This is a genomic window from Ectopseudomonas guguanensis, from assembly GCF_900104265.1.
In the GTDB taxonomy this organism is placed as follows: domain Bacteria; phylum Pseudomonadota; class Gammaproteobacteria; order Pseudomonadales; family Pseudomonadaceae; genus Aquipseudomonas; species Aquipseudomonas guguanensis.
Map to the genome: position 1 here is coordinate 140,784 of NZ_FNJJ01000012.1, position 15,874 is coordinate 156,657.

The 15,874-nt window shown below is 65.9% G+C and carries 17 protein-coding genes; 14 read left to right on the forward strand and 3 right to left on the reverse strand.

The window, feature by feature from the left end:
* Nucleotides 1-94 precede the first annotated feature (94 nt).
* The 3 genes from BLS61_RS17765 to BLS61_RS17775 all read left to right on the forward strand — a co-directional run bounded on the left by BLS61_RS17765 (nt 95) and on the right by BLS61_RS17775 (nt 1,813).
* Nucleotides 95-454: a CidA/LrgA family protein gene (locus tag BLS61_RS17765; protein ID WP_090433034.1), complete on the forward strand. Its 360-nt coding sequence runs from the start codon at nt 95-97 to the stop codon at nt 452-454.
* A complete protein-coding gene (locus BLS61_RS17770; protein WP_090433036.1) occupies nt 451-1,167 on the forward strand; it encodes an LrgB family protein in 717 nt (238 codons plus the stop codon). Before BLS61_RS17765 ends, BLS61_RS17770 begins: the two co-directional genes overlap by 4 nt.
* A gap of 61 nt (nt 1,168-1,228) precedes the next feature.
* Nucleotides 1,229-1,813, forward strand: coding sequence for an LON peptidase substrate-binding domain-containing protein (locus BLS61_RS17775; protein WP_090433038.1), 585 nt, complete (start codon nt 1,229-1,231; stop codon nt 1,811-1,813).
* Nucleotides 1,814-1,833: 20 nt separating this feature from the next.
* Here BLS61_RS17775 and BLS61_RS17780 read toward each other — a convergent pair whose 3' ends face one another.
* Together BLS61_RS17780 and BLS61_RS17785 are read right to left on the reverse strand one after the other, a co-directional pair.
* The gene (locus tag BLS61_RS17780; protein ID WP_090433039.1) at nt 1,834-3,150 is read right to left on the reverse strand and encodes a bifunctional DedA family/phosphatase PAP2 family protein; all 1,317 of its coding nucleotides are present in this window, start codon (nt 3,148-3,150) and stop codon (nt 1,834-1,836) included.
* Between the two features lie 11 nt (nt 3,151-3,161).
* Complete coding sequence (locus BLS61_RS17785) at nt 3,162-3,863, reverse strand: DNA-3-methyladenine glycosylase (RefSeq protein ID WP_090433041.1); 702 nt, start codon at nt 3,861-3,863, stop codon at nt 3,162-3,164.
* Nucleotides 3,864-3,929: 66 nt separating this feature from the next.
* On the opposite strand from BLS61_RS17785, the gene BLS61_RS17790 reads away from it, so the two are divergent.
* Nucleotides 3,930-4,784, forward strand: a complete 855-nt coding sequence (locus BLS61_RS17790) for a class I SAM-dependent methyltransferase (protein ID WP_090433043.1) — start codon at nt 3,930-3,932, stop codon at nt 4,782-4,784.
* A 41-nt stretch (nt 4,785-4,825) separates the two neighbouring features.
* Here BLS61_RS17790 and BLS61_RS17795 read toward each other — a convergent pair whose 3' ends face one another.
* Nucleotides 4,826-6,055: an alpha/beta fold hydrolase gene (locus BLS61_RS17795; protein ID WP_090433045.1), complete on the reverse strand. Its 1,230-nt coding sequence runs from the start codon at nt 6,053-6,055 to the stop codon at nt 4,826-4,828.
* A 300-nt stretch (nt 6,056-6,355) separates the two neighbouring features.
* Between BLS61_RS17795 and BLS61_RS17800 the strand changes: the two genes are divergently transcribed.
* From BLS61_RS17800 to BLS61_RS17845, 10 genes are all read left to right on the forward strand, one after another.
* Nucleotides 6,356-7,621 carry a glutamate-5-semialdehyde dehydrogenase gene (locus tag BLS61_RS17800; protein WP_090433047.1) on the forward strand — a complete coding sequence of 422 codons (1,266 nt, stop codon included), beginning with the start codon at nt 6,356-6,358 and terminating at the stop codon, nt 7,619-7,621.
* The gene (nadD, locus tag BLS61_RS17805) at nt 7,622-8,281 is read left to right on the forward strand and encodes a nicotinate-nucleotide adenylyltransferase (RefSeq protein ID WP_090433049.1); all 660 of its coding nucleotides are present in this window, start codon (nt 7,622-7,624) and stop codon (nt 8,279-8,281) included.
* Between the two features lie 65 nt (nt 8,282-8,346).
* Entirely contained in the window at nt 8,347-8,700 is a 354-nt protein-coding gene (gene rsfS, locus BLS61_RS17810; protein ID WP_090433146.1) for a ribosome silencing factor, read from the forward strand.
* 9 nt (nt 8,701-8,709) lie between these two features.
* Nucleotides 8,710-9,177 carry a 23S rRNA (pseudouridine(1915)-N(3))-methyltransferase RlmH gene (rlmH, locus tag BLS61_RS17815; protein WP_090433052.1) on the forward strand — a complete coding sequence of 156 codons (468 nt, stop codon included), beginning with the start codon at nt 8,710-8,712 and terminating at the stop codon, nt 9,175-9,177.
* Nucleotides 9,178-9,183: 6 nt separating this feature from the next.
* Nucleotides 9,184-11,076 (forward strand): penicillin-binding protein 2, encoded by a 1,893-nt coding sequence (gene mrdA, locus BLS61_RS17820; RefSeq protein ID WP_090433054.1) that lies wholly within the window; start codon nt 9,184-9,186, stop codon nt 11,074-11,076.
* A complete protein-coding gene (gene rodA, locus BLS61_RS17825) occupies nt 11,073-12,218 on the forward strand; it encodes a rod shape-determining protein RodA (protein ID WP_090433056.1) in 1,146 nt (381 codons plus the stop codon). Before mrdA ends, rodA begins: the two co-directional genes overlap by 4 nt.
* Before the next feature lie 18 nt (nt 12,219-12,236).
* On the forward strand, nt 12,237-13,247 hold the full coding sequence (mltB, locus tag BLS61_RS17830; RefSeq protein ID WP_090433058.1) for a lytic murein transglycosylase B: 1,011 nt from the start codon (nt 12,237-12,239) through the stop codon (nt 13,245-13,247).
* Nucleotides 13,244-14,257: a septal ring lytic transglycosylase RlpA family protein gene (locus BLS61_RS17835; protein ID WP_090433060.1), complete on the forward strand. Its 1,014-nt coding sequence runs from the start codon at nt 13,244-13,246 to the stop codon at nt 14,255-14,257. Before mltB ends, BLS61_RS17835 begins: the two co-directional genes overlap by 4 nt.
* A gap of 111 nt (nt 14,258-14,368) precedes the next feature.
* Nucleotides 14,369-15,529 (forward strand): D-alanyl-D-alanine carboxypeptidase family protein, encoded by a 1,161-nt coding sequence (locus tag BLS61_RS17840; RefSeq protein ID WP_090433062.1) that lies wholly within the window; start codon nt 14,369-14,371, stop codon nt 15,527-15,529.
* Between the two features lie 63 nt (nt 15,530-15,592).
* A complete protein-coding gene (locus tag BLS61_RS17845) occupies nt 15,593-15,871 on the forward strand; it encodes a DUF493 domain-containing protein (protein ID WP_090433064.1) in 279 nt (92 codons plus the stop codon).
* Nucleotides 15,872-15,874: the final 3 nt, after the last annotated feature.

Below are 15,874 nucleotides of genomic sequence, written 5' to 3' on the forward strand. Positions count from 1 at the left end.
GCGCCTATAATGGCCGACATGCCTCAATAGATGCCCGGAATCCCCTCTCGCGAGCGGAATCGCGGCCATCGCTCGTCTTGTGGAGACCTCAAACATGCTGCTTCGCGGCCTTTCCTGGCTGGTGCTGTGCCAGTTGCTGGGTACCGTTCTCAACGTGCTGCTGTTACCGATGCTACCCGGGCCGATCATCGGCATGCTGCTGCTGTTCGTCTTTCTCATCGCCCGTGGCGAGGTGGGCGAGCCGCTCAGCGTGGCGTCCAGCAGCCTGCTCAAGTACCTGCCGCTGATTCTGGTACCGCCCGCGGTGGGTGTGATGGCCTATGCCAGTGATATTGCCGCCGATTTCTGGGCAGTGGTCGGCGCCCTGGTGCTGTCGCTGCTGGTATCGCTGGCCTTCGCCGGCTGGCTGATGCAGAAACTGATCGAGCGCCAGCAGCGCCGGGAGGACGCATGAGTCCGGATTGGCAGGGCGCCTGGCAGGCGTTGACCCATCACCCGCTGTTCGGCATCGGCATCACCCTCGGTGCCTATCAGTTGGCCATGGCCGCCTACGAGCGCACCCGCTGGGTATTCCTGCAGCCGGTGCTGGTCTCGATGCTCACGGTCATCGGCATCCTGCTGCTGTGCGGCCTGAGCTTCGCCGAATACCGCAGTAGCGTCGCGGCGCTGACCCTGCTGCTCGGCCCGGCCACCGTGGCCCTGGCCGTGCCGCTGTATCTCAATCTGCGGCGGATTCGCCAGCTGTTCTGGCCCATCATCCTCACCCTGCTGGTCGCCGGCACCGTCGCCACCGTGCTTGGGGCCGGACTGGCCTGGTTGTTTGGTGCCGAACGGTTGATGCTGATGAGCATGGCGCCCAAGTCGGTGACCTCGCCGATCGCCATGCTGGTGGCCGATCAGATCGGCGGTATCGCGGCGCTGGCAGCGGTGTTCGTGATGATCACCGGGGTTCTCGGTGCCATCGTCGGGCCGTCCATCCTGCGCCTGTGCCGGGTTCGCCATCCGGCGGCACAGGGCATGGCGCTGGGCATCACCGCCCATGCCGTGGGCACGGCCCGCGCGCTGCAGGAGAGCGACGAATGCGGCGCCTTCGCCGCGCTGGCGATGAGCCTGATGGGGGTGATCACCGCCGTGCTGCTGCCTCTGGCGATTGTCCTGTTCCTGTGAGAGCCTCCCTGGCAACTTCCTGATGCCCGGCAGCATCGCGTTGATAACAGGCCGTGAACCCATGAATCTCCCGCTGTTCCCGCTCAACACCGTACTGTTTCCCGGCTGCGTGCTCGACCTGCAGATTTTCGAGGCGCGCTACCTGGACATGATCAGCCGCTGCATGAAGCAGGGCTCGGGCTTCGGTGTGGTGTGCATCGTCGAGGGCGAGGAAGTGGGCGAGGCTGCCAGCCGTTTCGCGGCCATCGGCTGCGAGGCAGTGGTGCGCGACTTTCAGCAGCGCGCCAATGGCCTGCTGGGGATTCGCGTCGAGGGCGGGCGGCGCTTTCGCGTCGAGCGTGCCCAGGTTCTGCCCGACCAGCTGACCGTCGCCGAGGTGCAGTGGCTGCAGGAGCCGCCAGACAGCCCGCTGCAGGCCGAGCATGCCGACCTCGCCGCCCTGCACGCGGCGCTGGCCGAACATCCGCTGGTGGCCGGCCTGGCCATGGCGGGCGTGGTCACCGGCCAGCAGCAACTGGCCAACCAGCTGGCCTACCTGCTGCCGCTGGAGCCGGCGCAGAAGCTGCAACTGCTTCAGCTCGACGAGCCAGCCCTGCGCCTTGAGCAGCTGCACGCCATGCTGGAAATGCTTCAGGGGGAGGCCTGAGGCGACGCACGCCTGGCGCCTCAGTAGGCGTAGCGCAGCAGCGCATGGGACAGCTGCCAGGTCGCCATACCGCCCAGTACCGCGATGCAGGCGGGCAGGATGATCCACCACAGACGCGCCGGCAGTGCCGGCAGCACCTCGCGGCGCTGACACAGCGCCAGGCTCAGGCCGCACACGGCCGAGGCCAGCAGCGCGCCGGCAATGATATCGCTGGGCCAGTGCACGCCCAGGTAGACCCGCGACAGGGCGATCGCTGCAGCCAGCAGGCAGGCCACCACCAGCCAGGCCAGGCGCAGGCGTGCCGATTGCCCGCGCCCGGCCAGCACACCCAGCACCAGGAAGAAGGCAAAGGCTGCCGAGCTGTGGCCGCTGGGAAAGCTGAAGGTGGTCAGCGGTTCGCTAAGCACATCGGGGCGCGCTCGGGCGAAGCCATGCTTGAGCGTGCTGTTGCCGATGGCGGTGAGCAGCAGGGTCAAAGCGGCGAACAGCAGGTGACGCCAGCGTCGCGCCAGCAGCAGCAGGGTACACAGCAGCGCGGCCGCGACCAGCTGGATATGGAAGTCGCCCAGCCGGGTCAGGGTGCCGATCCACTGGTCCAGGTGCGCCTGACGCTGCTCCTGCACCAGGGTCATCAGGCCCTGATCCAGCGCATCGAGATGCGGCCAGCCGATGACCATGGCCAGCAGCAGCACGAGGCTGAGCCCGCCACCCAGCAGGCTGGCCCGCTGCTTTTCCGCCAGGCTGGCCTGGATGGTCAGCAGCAGGATCACGCCGATGCCGGCCAGCAGCACCGCCGCCTCGGTCCAGAAACCCTCCGCCATCGGCAGGCGCAGGGCCGCGCCGGTGGCCCAGCCGGGTAGCAGGTAGGCCAGGGCCCAGCCCGCTGCAGCCACCAGGCTGACCAGAATGAAGCGCAGCAGCGGCATGTTCAGCATGCCGGCCACCATGGGCAGCATGGGCCGCAGCGGGCCGATGAAACGCCCGACCAGCAGGCTGGCCACGCCGTAGTGGCGGAAATACAGCTCGGCGCGCAGGATCCATTGCGGGTGATGGCGCAGCACTGGCAGACGGCCGATGTTGCGTTTGAAACGCCTGCCCAGCGCGTAGGAAATCATGTCGCCGCACAGCGCGCCGGCGTAGGCCAGCAGCAGTGTCTGCCAGAGGGTCAGCACGCCGCTGCCGGCGAGCAGCGCGACGCTGAACAGCAGCACCACGCCTGGCAGCACGATGCCCACCAGGGCCAGGCATTCGAGCAGGGCGATGAGGAAGATCGCCAGTCCCAGCCATTGCGGGTTGCCGCTCAGCCAGGTGGTCAGGTTGTCCAGCCAGACGCTCATCGTTCTGCTCCCTAAACGCTCATCAATCGATAGTCTTGGCCTTCGACCTGTCCGCGGCGCAAAGGGTTGCGCGTGCAGTGGCGAGCATACTGCGCGTCGACGAAGCGGTACGGCAGGTGTTCGTCGCGCCCCACTGGAATGCCCAGGCGCGCGCACTGGATGATCGAGTGCGGGCGTTCGCCGACATCCTCGACGAACAAGCGCTGCAGGTCGAAGCGGCGCGCGTCCCAGTCCGTCACCTTCAGGCCGAGCGCCCTGCACAGCAGCGTCTGCCCGGCACACAGGCGTTCGGGCGCACGCGGCATGCCGAGGCTGTCAGGATTGTTGCGCTGCATCGCGGCGAGCGAATCGGCGCCGCTGACGGCATCGACCCAGGGATGCCCGGACTTGATCAGTACCGCGTTGCCGGGCCCGTGTGCGCTGAAGTTCAGCGAATCGCCGCCGCGTGCGTAGTACATGTAGATGTGCCCGCCATCGGCGAACAGCGCCTTGCGTTTCTCGGTGTAGCCGAGCGAGGCATGGCTGCCCTTTTCCGCCAGGTAATAGGCCTCGGTCTCGATGATCCGTGCGCTCAGCCAGCGCTTGCCGACGCGATGGCGAATCACCATGCCGAGCAGCTCGCGGGCGAGCAGCTGGGCGTCGCGGTCGAAAAAGGTATCGGGCAGCGGCTTGGCGCCGGGCCAGGGCAAACTAAGGGTGGGTTCGGCGGGCATGATCTGTCGAAGGCGCTCGCGGCGTTCTAATCTGGGGCCGCGAGCATAACAACAAGAACCTTAAAGATGCCTGAACGTTCCCGCGCCAGCAGCGCCCATATCAGCCCTTCGGCGCATTACACCGGCTATGTCTGGTACCGCCACCATCTGGCCGAGCCTGCGTTCGTCACTGCCTTCGGCCGTTTCGTGCACAAGCTGCTGTGGCCCGTCACCTGGGGCGCCAGGGCCGGCTTCGGTCTGGATATCGAGGCCTTTCTGCTGCAGCGCCATCTGCAGATCGATGCGCAACTGACCGAGGCCATCGAGCAGCAGGGGGTGCGCCAGGTGGTGGAAATTGCCTGTGGCCTGTCGCCTCGCGGCCGGCGTTTCTGCTGTCGCTATCCACAGCTTCGGTATCTGGAGGCGGATCTGCCGGCCATGGCGGCGCGCAAGCGTCTGCTGTTGCATGGCGAAGGCTGGCTGGATGGCCGGCATCAGGTACGCGCCGTGGATATCCTCGCCGAACGCGGTAATCAGCGCCTGAGCGCCTTGTTCGCGGATCTGGACCGCAGCCAGCCGGTGGTGGTGATTACCGAGGGGCTGGTCAACTACTTTCCGTTGACGCTGATCGAGGGCTTCTGGAGCCGGCTCGCCAACGAACTTGGCGAGTTCCCCGCTGCTACCTACCTGACCGAGCTCTATCCAGACCTGCGTGAACATCCGCGCTACCGTCAGCTGCGCTGGGGTGTCGAGCTGATCGGCCGGCTGACCCGCGGCAGCTACCCGCTGCATTACCGCAATCACGACGAGATCATCGCAGGCTTCCAGCGTTGCGGCTTCGCTGTGGTGCAGGTATTGGACCCCAGTGCCGATGCCGTGAGTCTAGGCCTGCCGCCGGCCCGCCTGCCGGGGCTGGTGCGAGTGATCCAGGCGCGGACGTAGGGTGCGCCGTGCGCACCTTGGCTGGGCTGGCTATGTCGGCGCTAGGCGCAGGCCGCCGTCGGCAGCGGCGCCGGATGGATGCGCGCGGCCAGCGCCTGGCTGGCCTCGGCATCGGTATGCGGAAAGACGAAGGCCAGGCCCTGGTCATCGCACCGTAGCGGCAGCACGGGCTGGCTCGGCAGGTCGGCGCACTGCAGCCGCCAGCCACGCATTGGCAGGTCCCCGGGCAGGTCGCCCTGCAGCAGCCCACCGAAAAAGCCCAGCTCGCTCAGCTCCACCGTCCACTGCCAGCCTTCGGCATGTTGCAGTTGCGCCTGGCGTTGGCGCGGTGCCAGGCGGGGCTCGCAGCGTTTCTCCAGCTTCAGCAGGTGTTCGGCTTGCAGGCGGGTGCTGCCCGGGCTGCGCGCCGGCAGCGCTCGCCCGCCCAGGAAGGGGCGGTACAGTGCGGCGCAGGCTTCGCGTCGTTCGAACTGGGCGAGATGGTCGGCATGGTGGATCAGCACGCAATCGGCCTGGGCGCAGGCCGCGGCGAAGTGCGCGTGCTCCCAGGGCTGGGTGAAATGGTCGTGCTCGCCGGCCAATACCAGGGTCGGGCATGGCGGGTGCTGGCTGAAGCCGTCGAAGGCCAGCAGGCGCCGGCTGTTCTGCCGGTAACGTTCCACCTCTATGGGTGACAGGCGCTGAATCTGCCGCAGCAGCGCCTTGCGAAACACCGGCGAGACGCCGGTTTCCTGCAGCTGCAGCGGGTTGAGCAGCCCGCTCAGGGCGCCCTGGGCGAATTCGCCGTTGCGCCCTTCATCGAGCAGGGCCAGGCCTTCCTCCAGCATCCGCCTTGCGCCTGGGCGACCGAAGGCGGTGATACCGGCCAGCAGCAGGCGCGCGCAGCGTTGCGGATGGCGGGCGGCGAACAGCGCCGCCAGCGCCGAGCCATAGGACAGGCCGATGGGCATCAGCGGCGGCAATTGCAATTGTTCGGCGAAGGCGGCGATCAGGTCGGCCAGCTGTTCCAGGCCGAGCTCGGGAGCCAGTTGCAGGTTGCCGCCCTGGCTGGGCAGATCGAGCAGGATTACCGGGTGTTCGGCCAGTAGCTCGTCGACTTCCGCGGCAAACGAACGAAAGCTCTGGAAGGCGCCACCGAGCATCAGTACTGGCGGGCGGCTATCTCGCTGGCGTGTGGAATAGGCCTGATAGTGCAGGCGCCAGCCGGCGATATCGATGACTGCGGGTGGGCTGGCGAGCAAGGCGGCGCTGTAGTCGGTGCGGTAACGCATGGGTGCACTCCAGTGTCCTTTGTTGTCGTTCTGGTGGGGCGGCACGCGGCGCCGTCTCGCCGTTCGGCAAAACCTCGATTGCAAGGTAAACATCGGGGGGTGATTTGTTTACCCAACCTTCGGGCGGCCCCGGCCTGCGGGTGTCACCGTTGCGGCCAGGGCGCCTGTCTGGCGCGCCTGCGGGCGTTACCGCGGGAGTTGAGCGGACGCGCTGTCTACCGCTTGCCAGACGCCGCTGGGCGCGGCCTTGCGAGCCCGCTATAATCAGCCCCTTTTTCCAACTGCCAGACCTCCGCAGCCATGACCGAGTCCGTGCACGCTTACATGACCCGCCTGGGCCAGGCCGCCCGCCAGGCATCAAAGGTGCTTGCCCGCACCAGCACCGCGCAGAAGAATCGCGCGCTGCTGGCCGCTGCCAATGCCCTCGACGCCGCTCGCGCCGAACTGACTGCCGCCAACGAACTAGACCTGGCCGCCGCCCGCGCCAGCGGTCTGGAACCGGCCATGGTCGACCGCCTGGCGCTGACGCCGAAGGTGATCGACGGCATGATCGAAGGGCTGCGCCAGGTGGCGACCCTGCCCGATCCGATCGGCGAGATTCAGGGCATGCGCTACCTGCCTTCCGGCATTCAGGTGGGCAAGATGCGTGTGCCGCTGGGGGTGATCGGCATCATCTACGAGTCGCGGCCGAACGTGACCATCGATGCCGCCAGCCTGTGCCTGAAGTCCGGCAACGCCACCATCCTCCGTGGCGGCTCCGAGGCCATTCATTCCAACCAGGCGATCGCCCGCTGCATCCAGCAGGGCCTGGCCGAAGCGGATCTGCCGGCAGCCGCCGTGCAGGTGGTGGAAACCACCGACCGCGCCGCGGTCGGTGAGCTGATCGCCATGCCCGAGTACGTCGACGTGATCGTGCCGCGCGGTGGCAAGGGCCTGATCGAGCGCATCAGCCGCGACGCCAAGGTGCCGGTGATCAAGCACCTGGACGGCGTCTGCCACGTCTATGTCGACGTCGCCGCCGATCTCGACAAGGCCATCCGCGTCTGCGACAACGCCAAGACCCAGCGCTACTCGCCGTGCAACACCATGGAAACCCTGCTGGTGCACCAGGCCGTCGCCGCGCGCGTGCTGCCGCCGCTGGCTGCCATCTACCGCGACAAGGGCGTGGAGCTGCGCGGCGATGCCGCCACCCGTGAACTGCTCGGCAGCGACGTGCTGGAGGCGAGCGAGGACGACTGGTTCGCCGAGTACAACGCGCCGATCCTGGCGATTCGCATCGTCGACTCGCTGGACGCGGCCATCGAGCACATCAACCACTATGGTTCGCACCATACCGACTCGATCATCACCGAGAACTTCAGCGATGCGCGGCGTTTCCTCACCGAAGTGGATTCCGCTTCGGTGATGGTCAATGCCTCGACCCGCTTCGCCGATGGTTTCGAGTACGGCCTGGGCGCGGAGATCGGCATCTCCACCGACAAGCTGCACGCACGCGGCCCGGTCGGCCTGGAAGGCCTGACCAGCGAGAAGTACGTGGTCTTCGGCGACGGACACATTCGCACATAAATGAAACGGACTGGCGCCCGACGCATCGGCCTGCTCGGCGGTACCTTCAACCCGGTGCACAACGGGCATCTGCGTGCCGCGCTGGAAGTGGCCGAATTCATGGCGCTGGACGAGCTGCGGCTGACCCCCAGCGCCAGGCCGCCGCACCGCGACACGCCGCAGGCGAGTGCCGAGCAGCGTCTGGCCATGGTCGAACTGGCAGTTGCTGGCGAGCCGCGGCTGACGGTGGATGACCGCGAGCTCAAACGCGACAAACCGTCGTACACGGTGGACACCCTGGAGTCGGTGCGCGCCGAACTGGCGGCGGACGATCAGCTGTTTCTGCTGCTCGGCTGGGACGCCTTCTGCAGCTTGCCGAGCTGGCATCGCTGGCAGGAGCTGCTGCAGCACTGCCATCTGCTGGTGCTGCAGCGGCCGGACGCCGACAGCGAAGCGCCGGAGGCGCTGCGCGATCTGCTGGCCGCGCGCAGTGTCAGCGACCCGCTGAGCCTGGAGGGCGCAGGCGGGCAAATCAGTTTCATCTGGCAGACTCCGTTGGCGATTTCCGCCACGCAGATCCGCCATTTACTGGCAACCGGCCGCTCGGCGCGTTATCTGCTGCCCGATGCGGTACTGGCCTATATTCAGGCGCACGATCTGTACCGTGCGCCCAATGCTTGAAACGCCGCGCATGTGCGCTGGCGTCCATTACACGAGGCAAACGAGTTTTTATGAGCAAGCAGAACATGCCCAGCGAGGAGCTGGTCAAGATCGCCGTGGCGGCGCTGGAAGAGATCAAGGCGACCGACATCACCGTGATCGACGTCAAGGACAAGACCAGCATCACCGATTTCATGGTGATCGCCAGCGGTAGCTCCAGTCGCCAGGTCAAGTCGCTGGTGGAAAACGTGCTGGAGAAGGTCAAGGAGCAGGGCGTGCGCCCGATCGGTAGCGAAGGTCTGGACAGCGGCGAATGGGCCCTGCTCGACCTGGGCGACATCGTCGTCCACGTGATGCTGCCGACCGCGCGCCAGTTCTATGATCTGGAGCGCCTGTGGCAGGGCGCCGAGCAGAGCCGCGCCCAGCATTCCACTGAATAAGGCGGCGCAATGCGCATCAAGCTGATCGCCGTCGGTTCGCGCATGCCGCGCTGGGTCGAGGAGGGCTGGCAGGAGTACGTCAAGCGTCTGCCGGCCGAGTTGCCGCTGGAGCTGGTGGAAATTCCCCTCAATACCCGCGGCAAGAACGCCGACGTCGCCCGCCTGATCCGTCAGGAGGGCGAGGCCATGCTGAGCAAGGTGCAGCCCGGCGAACGTATCGTCACCCTGGAGGTCCATGGCAAGCCATGGAGCACCGAGCAACTAGCGGCTGAGCTGGAGCGCTGGCGTCTCGACGCGCGCAACGTCAACCTCATGGTCGGCGGCCCGGAAGGCCTGGCGCCGGAGGTCTGCGCGCGCAGCGAACAGCGCTGGTCGCTGTCGCCGCTGACGCTGCCACACCCGCTGGTCAGGATTCTGCTCGGCGAACAGATCTACCGTGCCTGGACCCTGCTGTCCGGCCACCCGTATCACAAGTAGTCATCGATGCCGCAGCCGATTCGCCTCAAGGATCACGAAAAGGACGCTCGCCTGGTCAAGCGCCGCGTGCTGGTCGGCGGCGTGGCGATCATCCTGCTGACCTGCGTGCTGATCATGCGCATGTACTACCTGCAGGTGATCCAGTACGAGCATCACAGCACCCTGGCGGAGAACAACCGCATCCACGTGCAGCCGCTGCCGCCGACGCGCGGGCTGATCTTCGACCGCAACGGCGTGATCATCGCCGACAACCGCCCCAGCTTCAGCCTGACCGTGACCCGCGAACGTGCCGGTGACTGGCTGAGCGTGCTCGATACGGTGGTCGAAGTGCTGGAGCTGTCCGAGGACGAGCGCGCGCTGTTCGAACGTCGTGTGCGCCAGGGGCGGCGTCCGTTCGAGCCGGTGCCTATCCTGTTCGAACTCTCCGAGGAGCAGATCGCCCGCATCGCGGTCAACCAGTTCCGCCTGCCCGGCGTCGAGGTGGCGGCGCAGCTGGTGCGGCATTACCCGCAGCAGGAGCACTTCGCCCATTCGGTCGGATATGTCGGACGCATCAACGAGCAGGAGCTCAAGCGCCTCGATCCGACCGACTACGCCGGTACCCACCATATCGGCAAGACCGGCATCGAGCGCTTCTACGAGGACGAGCTGCACGGCGAAGTGGGTTACGAGGAAGTCGAGACCAATGCCCGCGGCCGTGTGCTGCGTGTGCTCAATCGCATTGACCCGAAGCCGGGCAAGGACATCGTCCTGAGCCTCGACGTGCATCTGCAGGAAGCGGCCGAGAATGCCCTGGGCGGTCGTCGCGGTGCGGTGGTGGCGATCGACCCGAACAATGGCGAGGTGCTGGCGATGGTCAGTCAGCCCAGCTTCGATCCCAACCCCTTCGTCACCGGCATCAGCTTCAAGGCCTATGGCGAGCTGCGCGACTCCATCGATCAGCCGCTGTACAACCGCGTGTTGCGTGGCCTCTACCCGCCGGGCTCGACCATCAAGCCGATGGTCGCGGTGGCCGGCCTGGATGCCGGCGTGGTCACGCCCACCTCGCGGGTGTTCGACCCCGGCTTCTATCAGTTGCCCAACCACAGCCACAAATACCGCAACTGGAACCGTACCGGTGACGGCTGGGTCGACCTCAACCTGGCCATCGCCCGTTCCAACGACACCTATTTCTACGACCTGGCGCACAAGATGGGCGTCGATCGCCTGCATGACTACATGAGCCGCTTCGGCCTCGGCCAGCGCGTGGCGCTGGACATGTTCGAGGAAACCGCCGGCCTGATGCCTTCGCGCGACTGGAAGCGGGCGCGTTATCGCCAGCCCTGGTACCCGGGCGAGACGCTGATTCTCGGCATCGGCCAGGGCTACATGCAGACCACGCCGCTGCAACTGGCGCAGGCCACCGCACTGATGGCCACCCGTGGCAAGTGGATTCGCCCGCACCTGGCCAAGAGCGTCGATGGCCGCCTGCCGGTCGACCCCAACCCCATGCCGGATATCGTGCTGCGTGATCCGAAGTTCTGGGATTACGGCATTCGCGGCATGGAAGAGGTTCTGCACGGTGCACGCGGCACCGCGCGCAAGGTCGGGGACGGCTCGGTCTATCGCATCGCCGGCAAGAGCGGTACGGCGCAGGTGGTGGCGATCAAGCAGGGCGAGAAGTACGACCGCAACAAGGTCCAGGAACGCCACCGCGACCACGCCCTGTTCATCGCCTTCGCCCCGGCGGACAACCCGCAGATCGCCGTCGCGGTGATGGTGGAAAACGGTGAATCCGGCTCCGGCGTCGCCGCGCCGGTGGTCAAGCAGGTGATGGATGCCTGGTTGCTGGACAAGGAGACCGGTCAGCTCAAGGCCGAATTCGCGTCGCCCAAGAGGTCCGAGGTCAGCCAACGATGATCAGCAATTTCGATCGCACCCTGTCCGATGAGGACGTCCTGCGTCGTCGCGCCAGCCTGCTGCAGCGCCTGCATATCGATGGCTGGCTGCTGTTGCTGCTGCTGATCCTGGGCACCGGCAGCCTGTTCATTCTCTACTCGGCCAGCGGCAAGAACGTCGACCTGCTGATCAGGCAGGCCTCCTCTTTCGGCATCGGCATGCTCGCGGTGGTGGTGATTGCCCAGTTCGATCCGCGCTTCATGGCGCGCTGGGTGCCCCTGGCCTACGTGATCGGCGTCGTCCTGCTGGTGGTGGTGGAGGTGATGGGCCACACCGCGATGGGTGCCACGCGCTGGATCAACATCCCCGGGGTGATCCGCTTCCAGCCGTCGGAGCTGATGAAGATCATCATGCCGATGACCATTGCCTGGTATCTGGCGCGGCACAACCTGCCGCCGCGCTTCAAGCATCTGCTGGTCAGCCTGGCGATGATCGCCATCCCCGTGGTGCTGATCGCCAAGCAGCCGGATCTGGGTACCTCGCTGCTGATTCTCGCCTCGGGCGCCTTCGTGGTGTTCATGGCCGGCCTGCAGTGGCGCTGGATCATTGGCGCCGCTGCAGCCGTGGTGCCGGTGGCGGTGGGCATGTGGTACTTCGTCATGCACGATTACCAGAAGCGCCGCGTGCTGACCTTCCTCAACCCGGAGAGCGATCCGCTCGGCGCCGGCTGGAACATCATCCAGTCCAAGGCGGCGATCGGTTCCGGTGGCGTGCTGGGCAAGGGCTGGCTGCTGGGCACTCAGTCGCACCTGGATTTTTTGCCGGAAAGCCATACGGACTTTATCATTGCCGTGCTCGCGGAGGAGTTCGGCCTGGTTGGCGTCTGTCTGTTGTTGCTGCTCTACATGCTGCTGCTGGCGCGCGGCCTGGTCATCACTGCCCAGGCGCAGACGCTGTTCGGCAAGCTGCTGGCCGGGGCGCTGACCATGACCTTCTTCGTCTACGTATTCGTCAACATCGGCATGGTCAGCGGGCTGCTGCCGGTGGTTGGAGTGCCGCTGCCCTTCATTAGCTACGGCGGAACCCATCTGGTCACGCTGTTGTCAGGCTTCGGGATATTGATGGCGATCCACACCCACAGAAAGTGGATCGCTCAGGTTTGATTTGGGGGTTTTGAGTTAATGCATTCTCTGCGCAGTTGGGCAGTTCGCACCATGATCGGAGTCGGCATCGCCGGCATGCTTGGCGCCAGCGCCCAGACCCTGGCCGCCGACTACCGGAATTCGCCGCAGGTGACCGAGTTCGTCGAGGAAATGACCCGTGACTACGGCTTCGCCAGCGAGCAGCTGTACGCGCTGTTCGCCGATGTCGAGCGCAAGCAGGCGATCCTCGACGCCATCTCGCGTCCGGCCGAGAAGGTCAAGCCGTGGAAGGAATACCGGCCGATCTTCATCACCGACAAGCGCATCGCCCAGGGCGTGGAGTTCTGGAACAAGCATCAGGCTGCGCTGGAGAAGGCCGAGGCCGAGTACGGCGTAGCGCCGCAGTTCATCGTCGCGATCATCGGCGTGGAGACCTTCTACGGTGGCAACACCGGCAGCTGGCGAGTGATGGACGCGCTGTCCACCCTGGCCTTCGATTACCCGCCGCGCGCGCCGTTCTTTCGCAAGGAACTGCGCGAATTTCTCATGCTGACCCGCGAGGAGCAGGTCGATCCGCTTTCGCTGAAAGGCTCCTACGCCGGTGCCATGGGCCTGCCGCAGTTCATGCCGAGCAGCTTCCGCGCCTATGCCGTGGACTTCGACGGCGACGGCCACATCAACATCTGGAGCAACCCGACCGATGCCATCGGCAGTGTCGCCAGCTATTTCAAACGCCATGGCTGGCAGGCCGGCGGCCAGGTCGCCAGCCGCGTCCAGGTCAGCGGTGCGCGCGTCGACGAGGGCCTGACCCAGGGCCTGGACCCGGTGAAGAACGTCGCCGAGTTGCGCGCGCTGGGCTGGAACAGCCAGGACCGGCTGGCCGAGGACGTACCGGTCACGGCGTTTCGTCTGGAAGGTGCCGAAGGCGACGAATACTGGTTCGGTTTGCCCAATTTCTACACCATCACCCGCTACAATCGCAGCGTGATGTATGCCATGGCGGTCAATCAACTGGCCGAGCTGCTGGTCGAAGCACGGGGTAATCGATGAGTGCGTCCAAACTGCTGCCGCTGGCAGCCTGCGTAACGGCAGCGCTGCTGCTGGCGAGCTGCTCTTCCAATCGGGCTCCGCAGCCTGCGGTGGTGCCCGGTCAGTCGACCGGCATTTCCGGTCCGGATGATTTCAACCGCCCGCACAAGGATGGCGCGCCCTGGTGGGACGTCGACGTCTCGAAGATTCAGGACGCCATTCCCATGCCGCACTACGGGCCGGTCAAGGCCAGCCCCTACGTGGTGTTTGGCAAGCAGTACTTTCCGATCCAGGACGCGCGCCGCTACCAGGCGGTCGGTCCGGCCTCCTGGTACGGCACCAAGTTCCATGGCCAGGCCACGGCCAACGGCGAGACCTACGACCTGTACGGCATGACCGCAGCGCACAAGACGCTGCCGCTGCCCAGCTACGTGCGCGTGACCAACCTGGAGAACGGCAAGAGCGTGATCCTGCGGGTCAACGATCGTGGGCCGTTCTACTCCGACCGCATCATCGACCTGTCCTTCGCCGCGGCGAAGAAGCTCGGCTACGCCGAAAAGGGCACCGCGCGGGTCAAGGTCGAAGGCATCGATCCTCACGAGTGGTGGGCGCAGCAGGGGCGTCCGGTGCCGCTGGTGCTGGCCAACAACCAGCCGGCCAAGGCCGCGGTCGCCCAACCTGTCGCGCAGCCCGTCTCGCAGGCCGTCGAGCACTACTCGCCGCCGCCGACACAGCACGCCGCTGCGGTGGTGCCGGTGCAGATCGACGCAAAAAAAAACGATTCACTCGCAGCCTCTGGCCTGTATCTCCAGGTGGGAGCCTTCGCCAATCCGGACGCTGCGGAGCTGCTCAAGTCCAAGCTGAGCCAGACCAGCAGTGTGCCGGTGTTCATCAGCTCGGTAGTGCGCGACCAGCAGATTCTGCACCGGGTGCGCATGGGGCCGATCAGCAACCAGGGCGAGGCTGAGCAGCTGCAGAGCAGCGTGCGCCTGGCCAACCTCGGGCAGCCCACCCTGGTGCGTGCCGACTGATGGCAACTTAACCGGCTCGCGCCGGACTAAATCCGAGGCTCGCCGCTCGCGGCGAGCTGCCAGATGACCCTTCGGGGTCGCTTAACCCAAGCAATAAACTTCGAGAGACGGATGAACATCACCAGCTTCGCGCAACGTGCCTTCCTCTTCCTGGGCCTGCTGACCGCTCCGCTCGCCTGGTCCAGCCAGCAAGTGATCCCCGCGCCTCCGCAACTGGCGGCCACCTCCTATGTCCTGATGGATGCCGCCAGCGGCCAGGTGCTGGTGGAGAACAACGGTGACCAGCGTCTGCCGCCGGCCAGCCTGACCAAGCTGATGACCGCCTACATCGCCACTCTGGAGATCAACCGCGGCCAGATCAAGGAAAGCGACATGGTCCGCGTCAGCGAGAAGGCCTGGCGCAAGGGCGGTTCGAAGATGTTCATCGAGGTGGGCAAGGAAGTCTCGGTGGACGACCTGCTGCACGGCATCATCATCCAGTCCGGCAACGACGCCAGCATCGCCATCGCCGAGCACATCGCCGGTAGCGAGGATGCCTTCGCCGACATGATGAACACCCATGCCCAGCGCCTCGGCATGAGCAACACCCACTTCATGAACTCCACCGGCTGGCCGGACCCGGAGCACTATTCCTCGGCCCACGACATGGCCAAGCTGGCTCGCGCGATCATCTACGAAGATCAGGCGCACTACGCCATCTACAAGCAGAAGGAATTCCTCTGGAACGGCATCAAGCAGCCCAACCGCAACCTGCTGCTGTGGCGCGACAACACCGTGGACGGCCTGAAGACCGGCCACACCGAAGAGGCCGGCTACTGCCTGGTGGCGTCTGCCGTGCGTGACGGCCAGCGCCTGATCGCCGCCGTATTCGGTACCGTCAGCGAGCAGGCTCGTGCTGCCGAAGTGCAGAAGCTGCTGACCTATGGCTTCCGCTTCTTCGAAAGCCGCACCTTCTATCAGAAGGGCGCCGAGCTGGCCCAGGCCACCGTATGGAAAGGCGCGGCGAGCCAGGTCAAGGCCGGCCTGGCCGAAGACCTGACCATGACCATGCCCAAGGGCCAGCTGGAGAAGCTGCAGGCCAGCATGACGCTCAACCCGCAACTGGTTGCGCCGATCCAGCAGGGCGACGTGATCGGCAAGGTCGAGGTCAAGCTGGGTGACGAGGTGGTACGCAGCACCGACCTGGTGGCCCTGCAGTCGGTGGAAGAGGGCGGCCTGCTGCGTCGTCTGTGGGACAGCATCCGCCTGTTCTTCTTCGGCCTCTTCAATTGACAAGCCTGGCCGCTCCGACCCGGGGCGGCCCTCTTCTGGACGGGCTTAGAGCCCGCTGACGCCATGACCGATAACGACGTTCAACCGCCAAAAATCGAATTCCCCTGCGAGCGCTACCCGATCAAGGTCATCGGTACCGCCGGCGAGGGTTTCTCCGACCTGGTGATCGAAGTGATCCAGCGTCACGCTCCGGATCTGGATGCCTCGACGCTGGTGATGCGCGACAGCCGCAACGGCAACTTCCTCTCGGTGCAGGTGCTGATCACCGCCACCAGCGTCGAGCAGCTGCAGGCGATCCATGTCGACCTGCGCGCCACCGGCCGCGTGCACATGGTGCTGTGATCG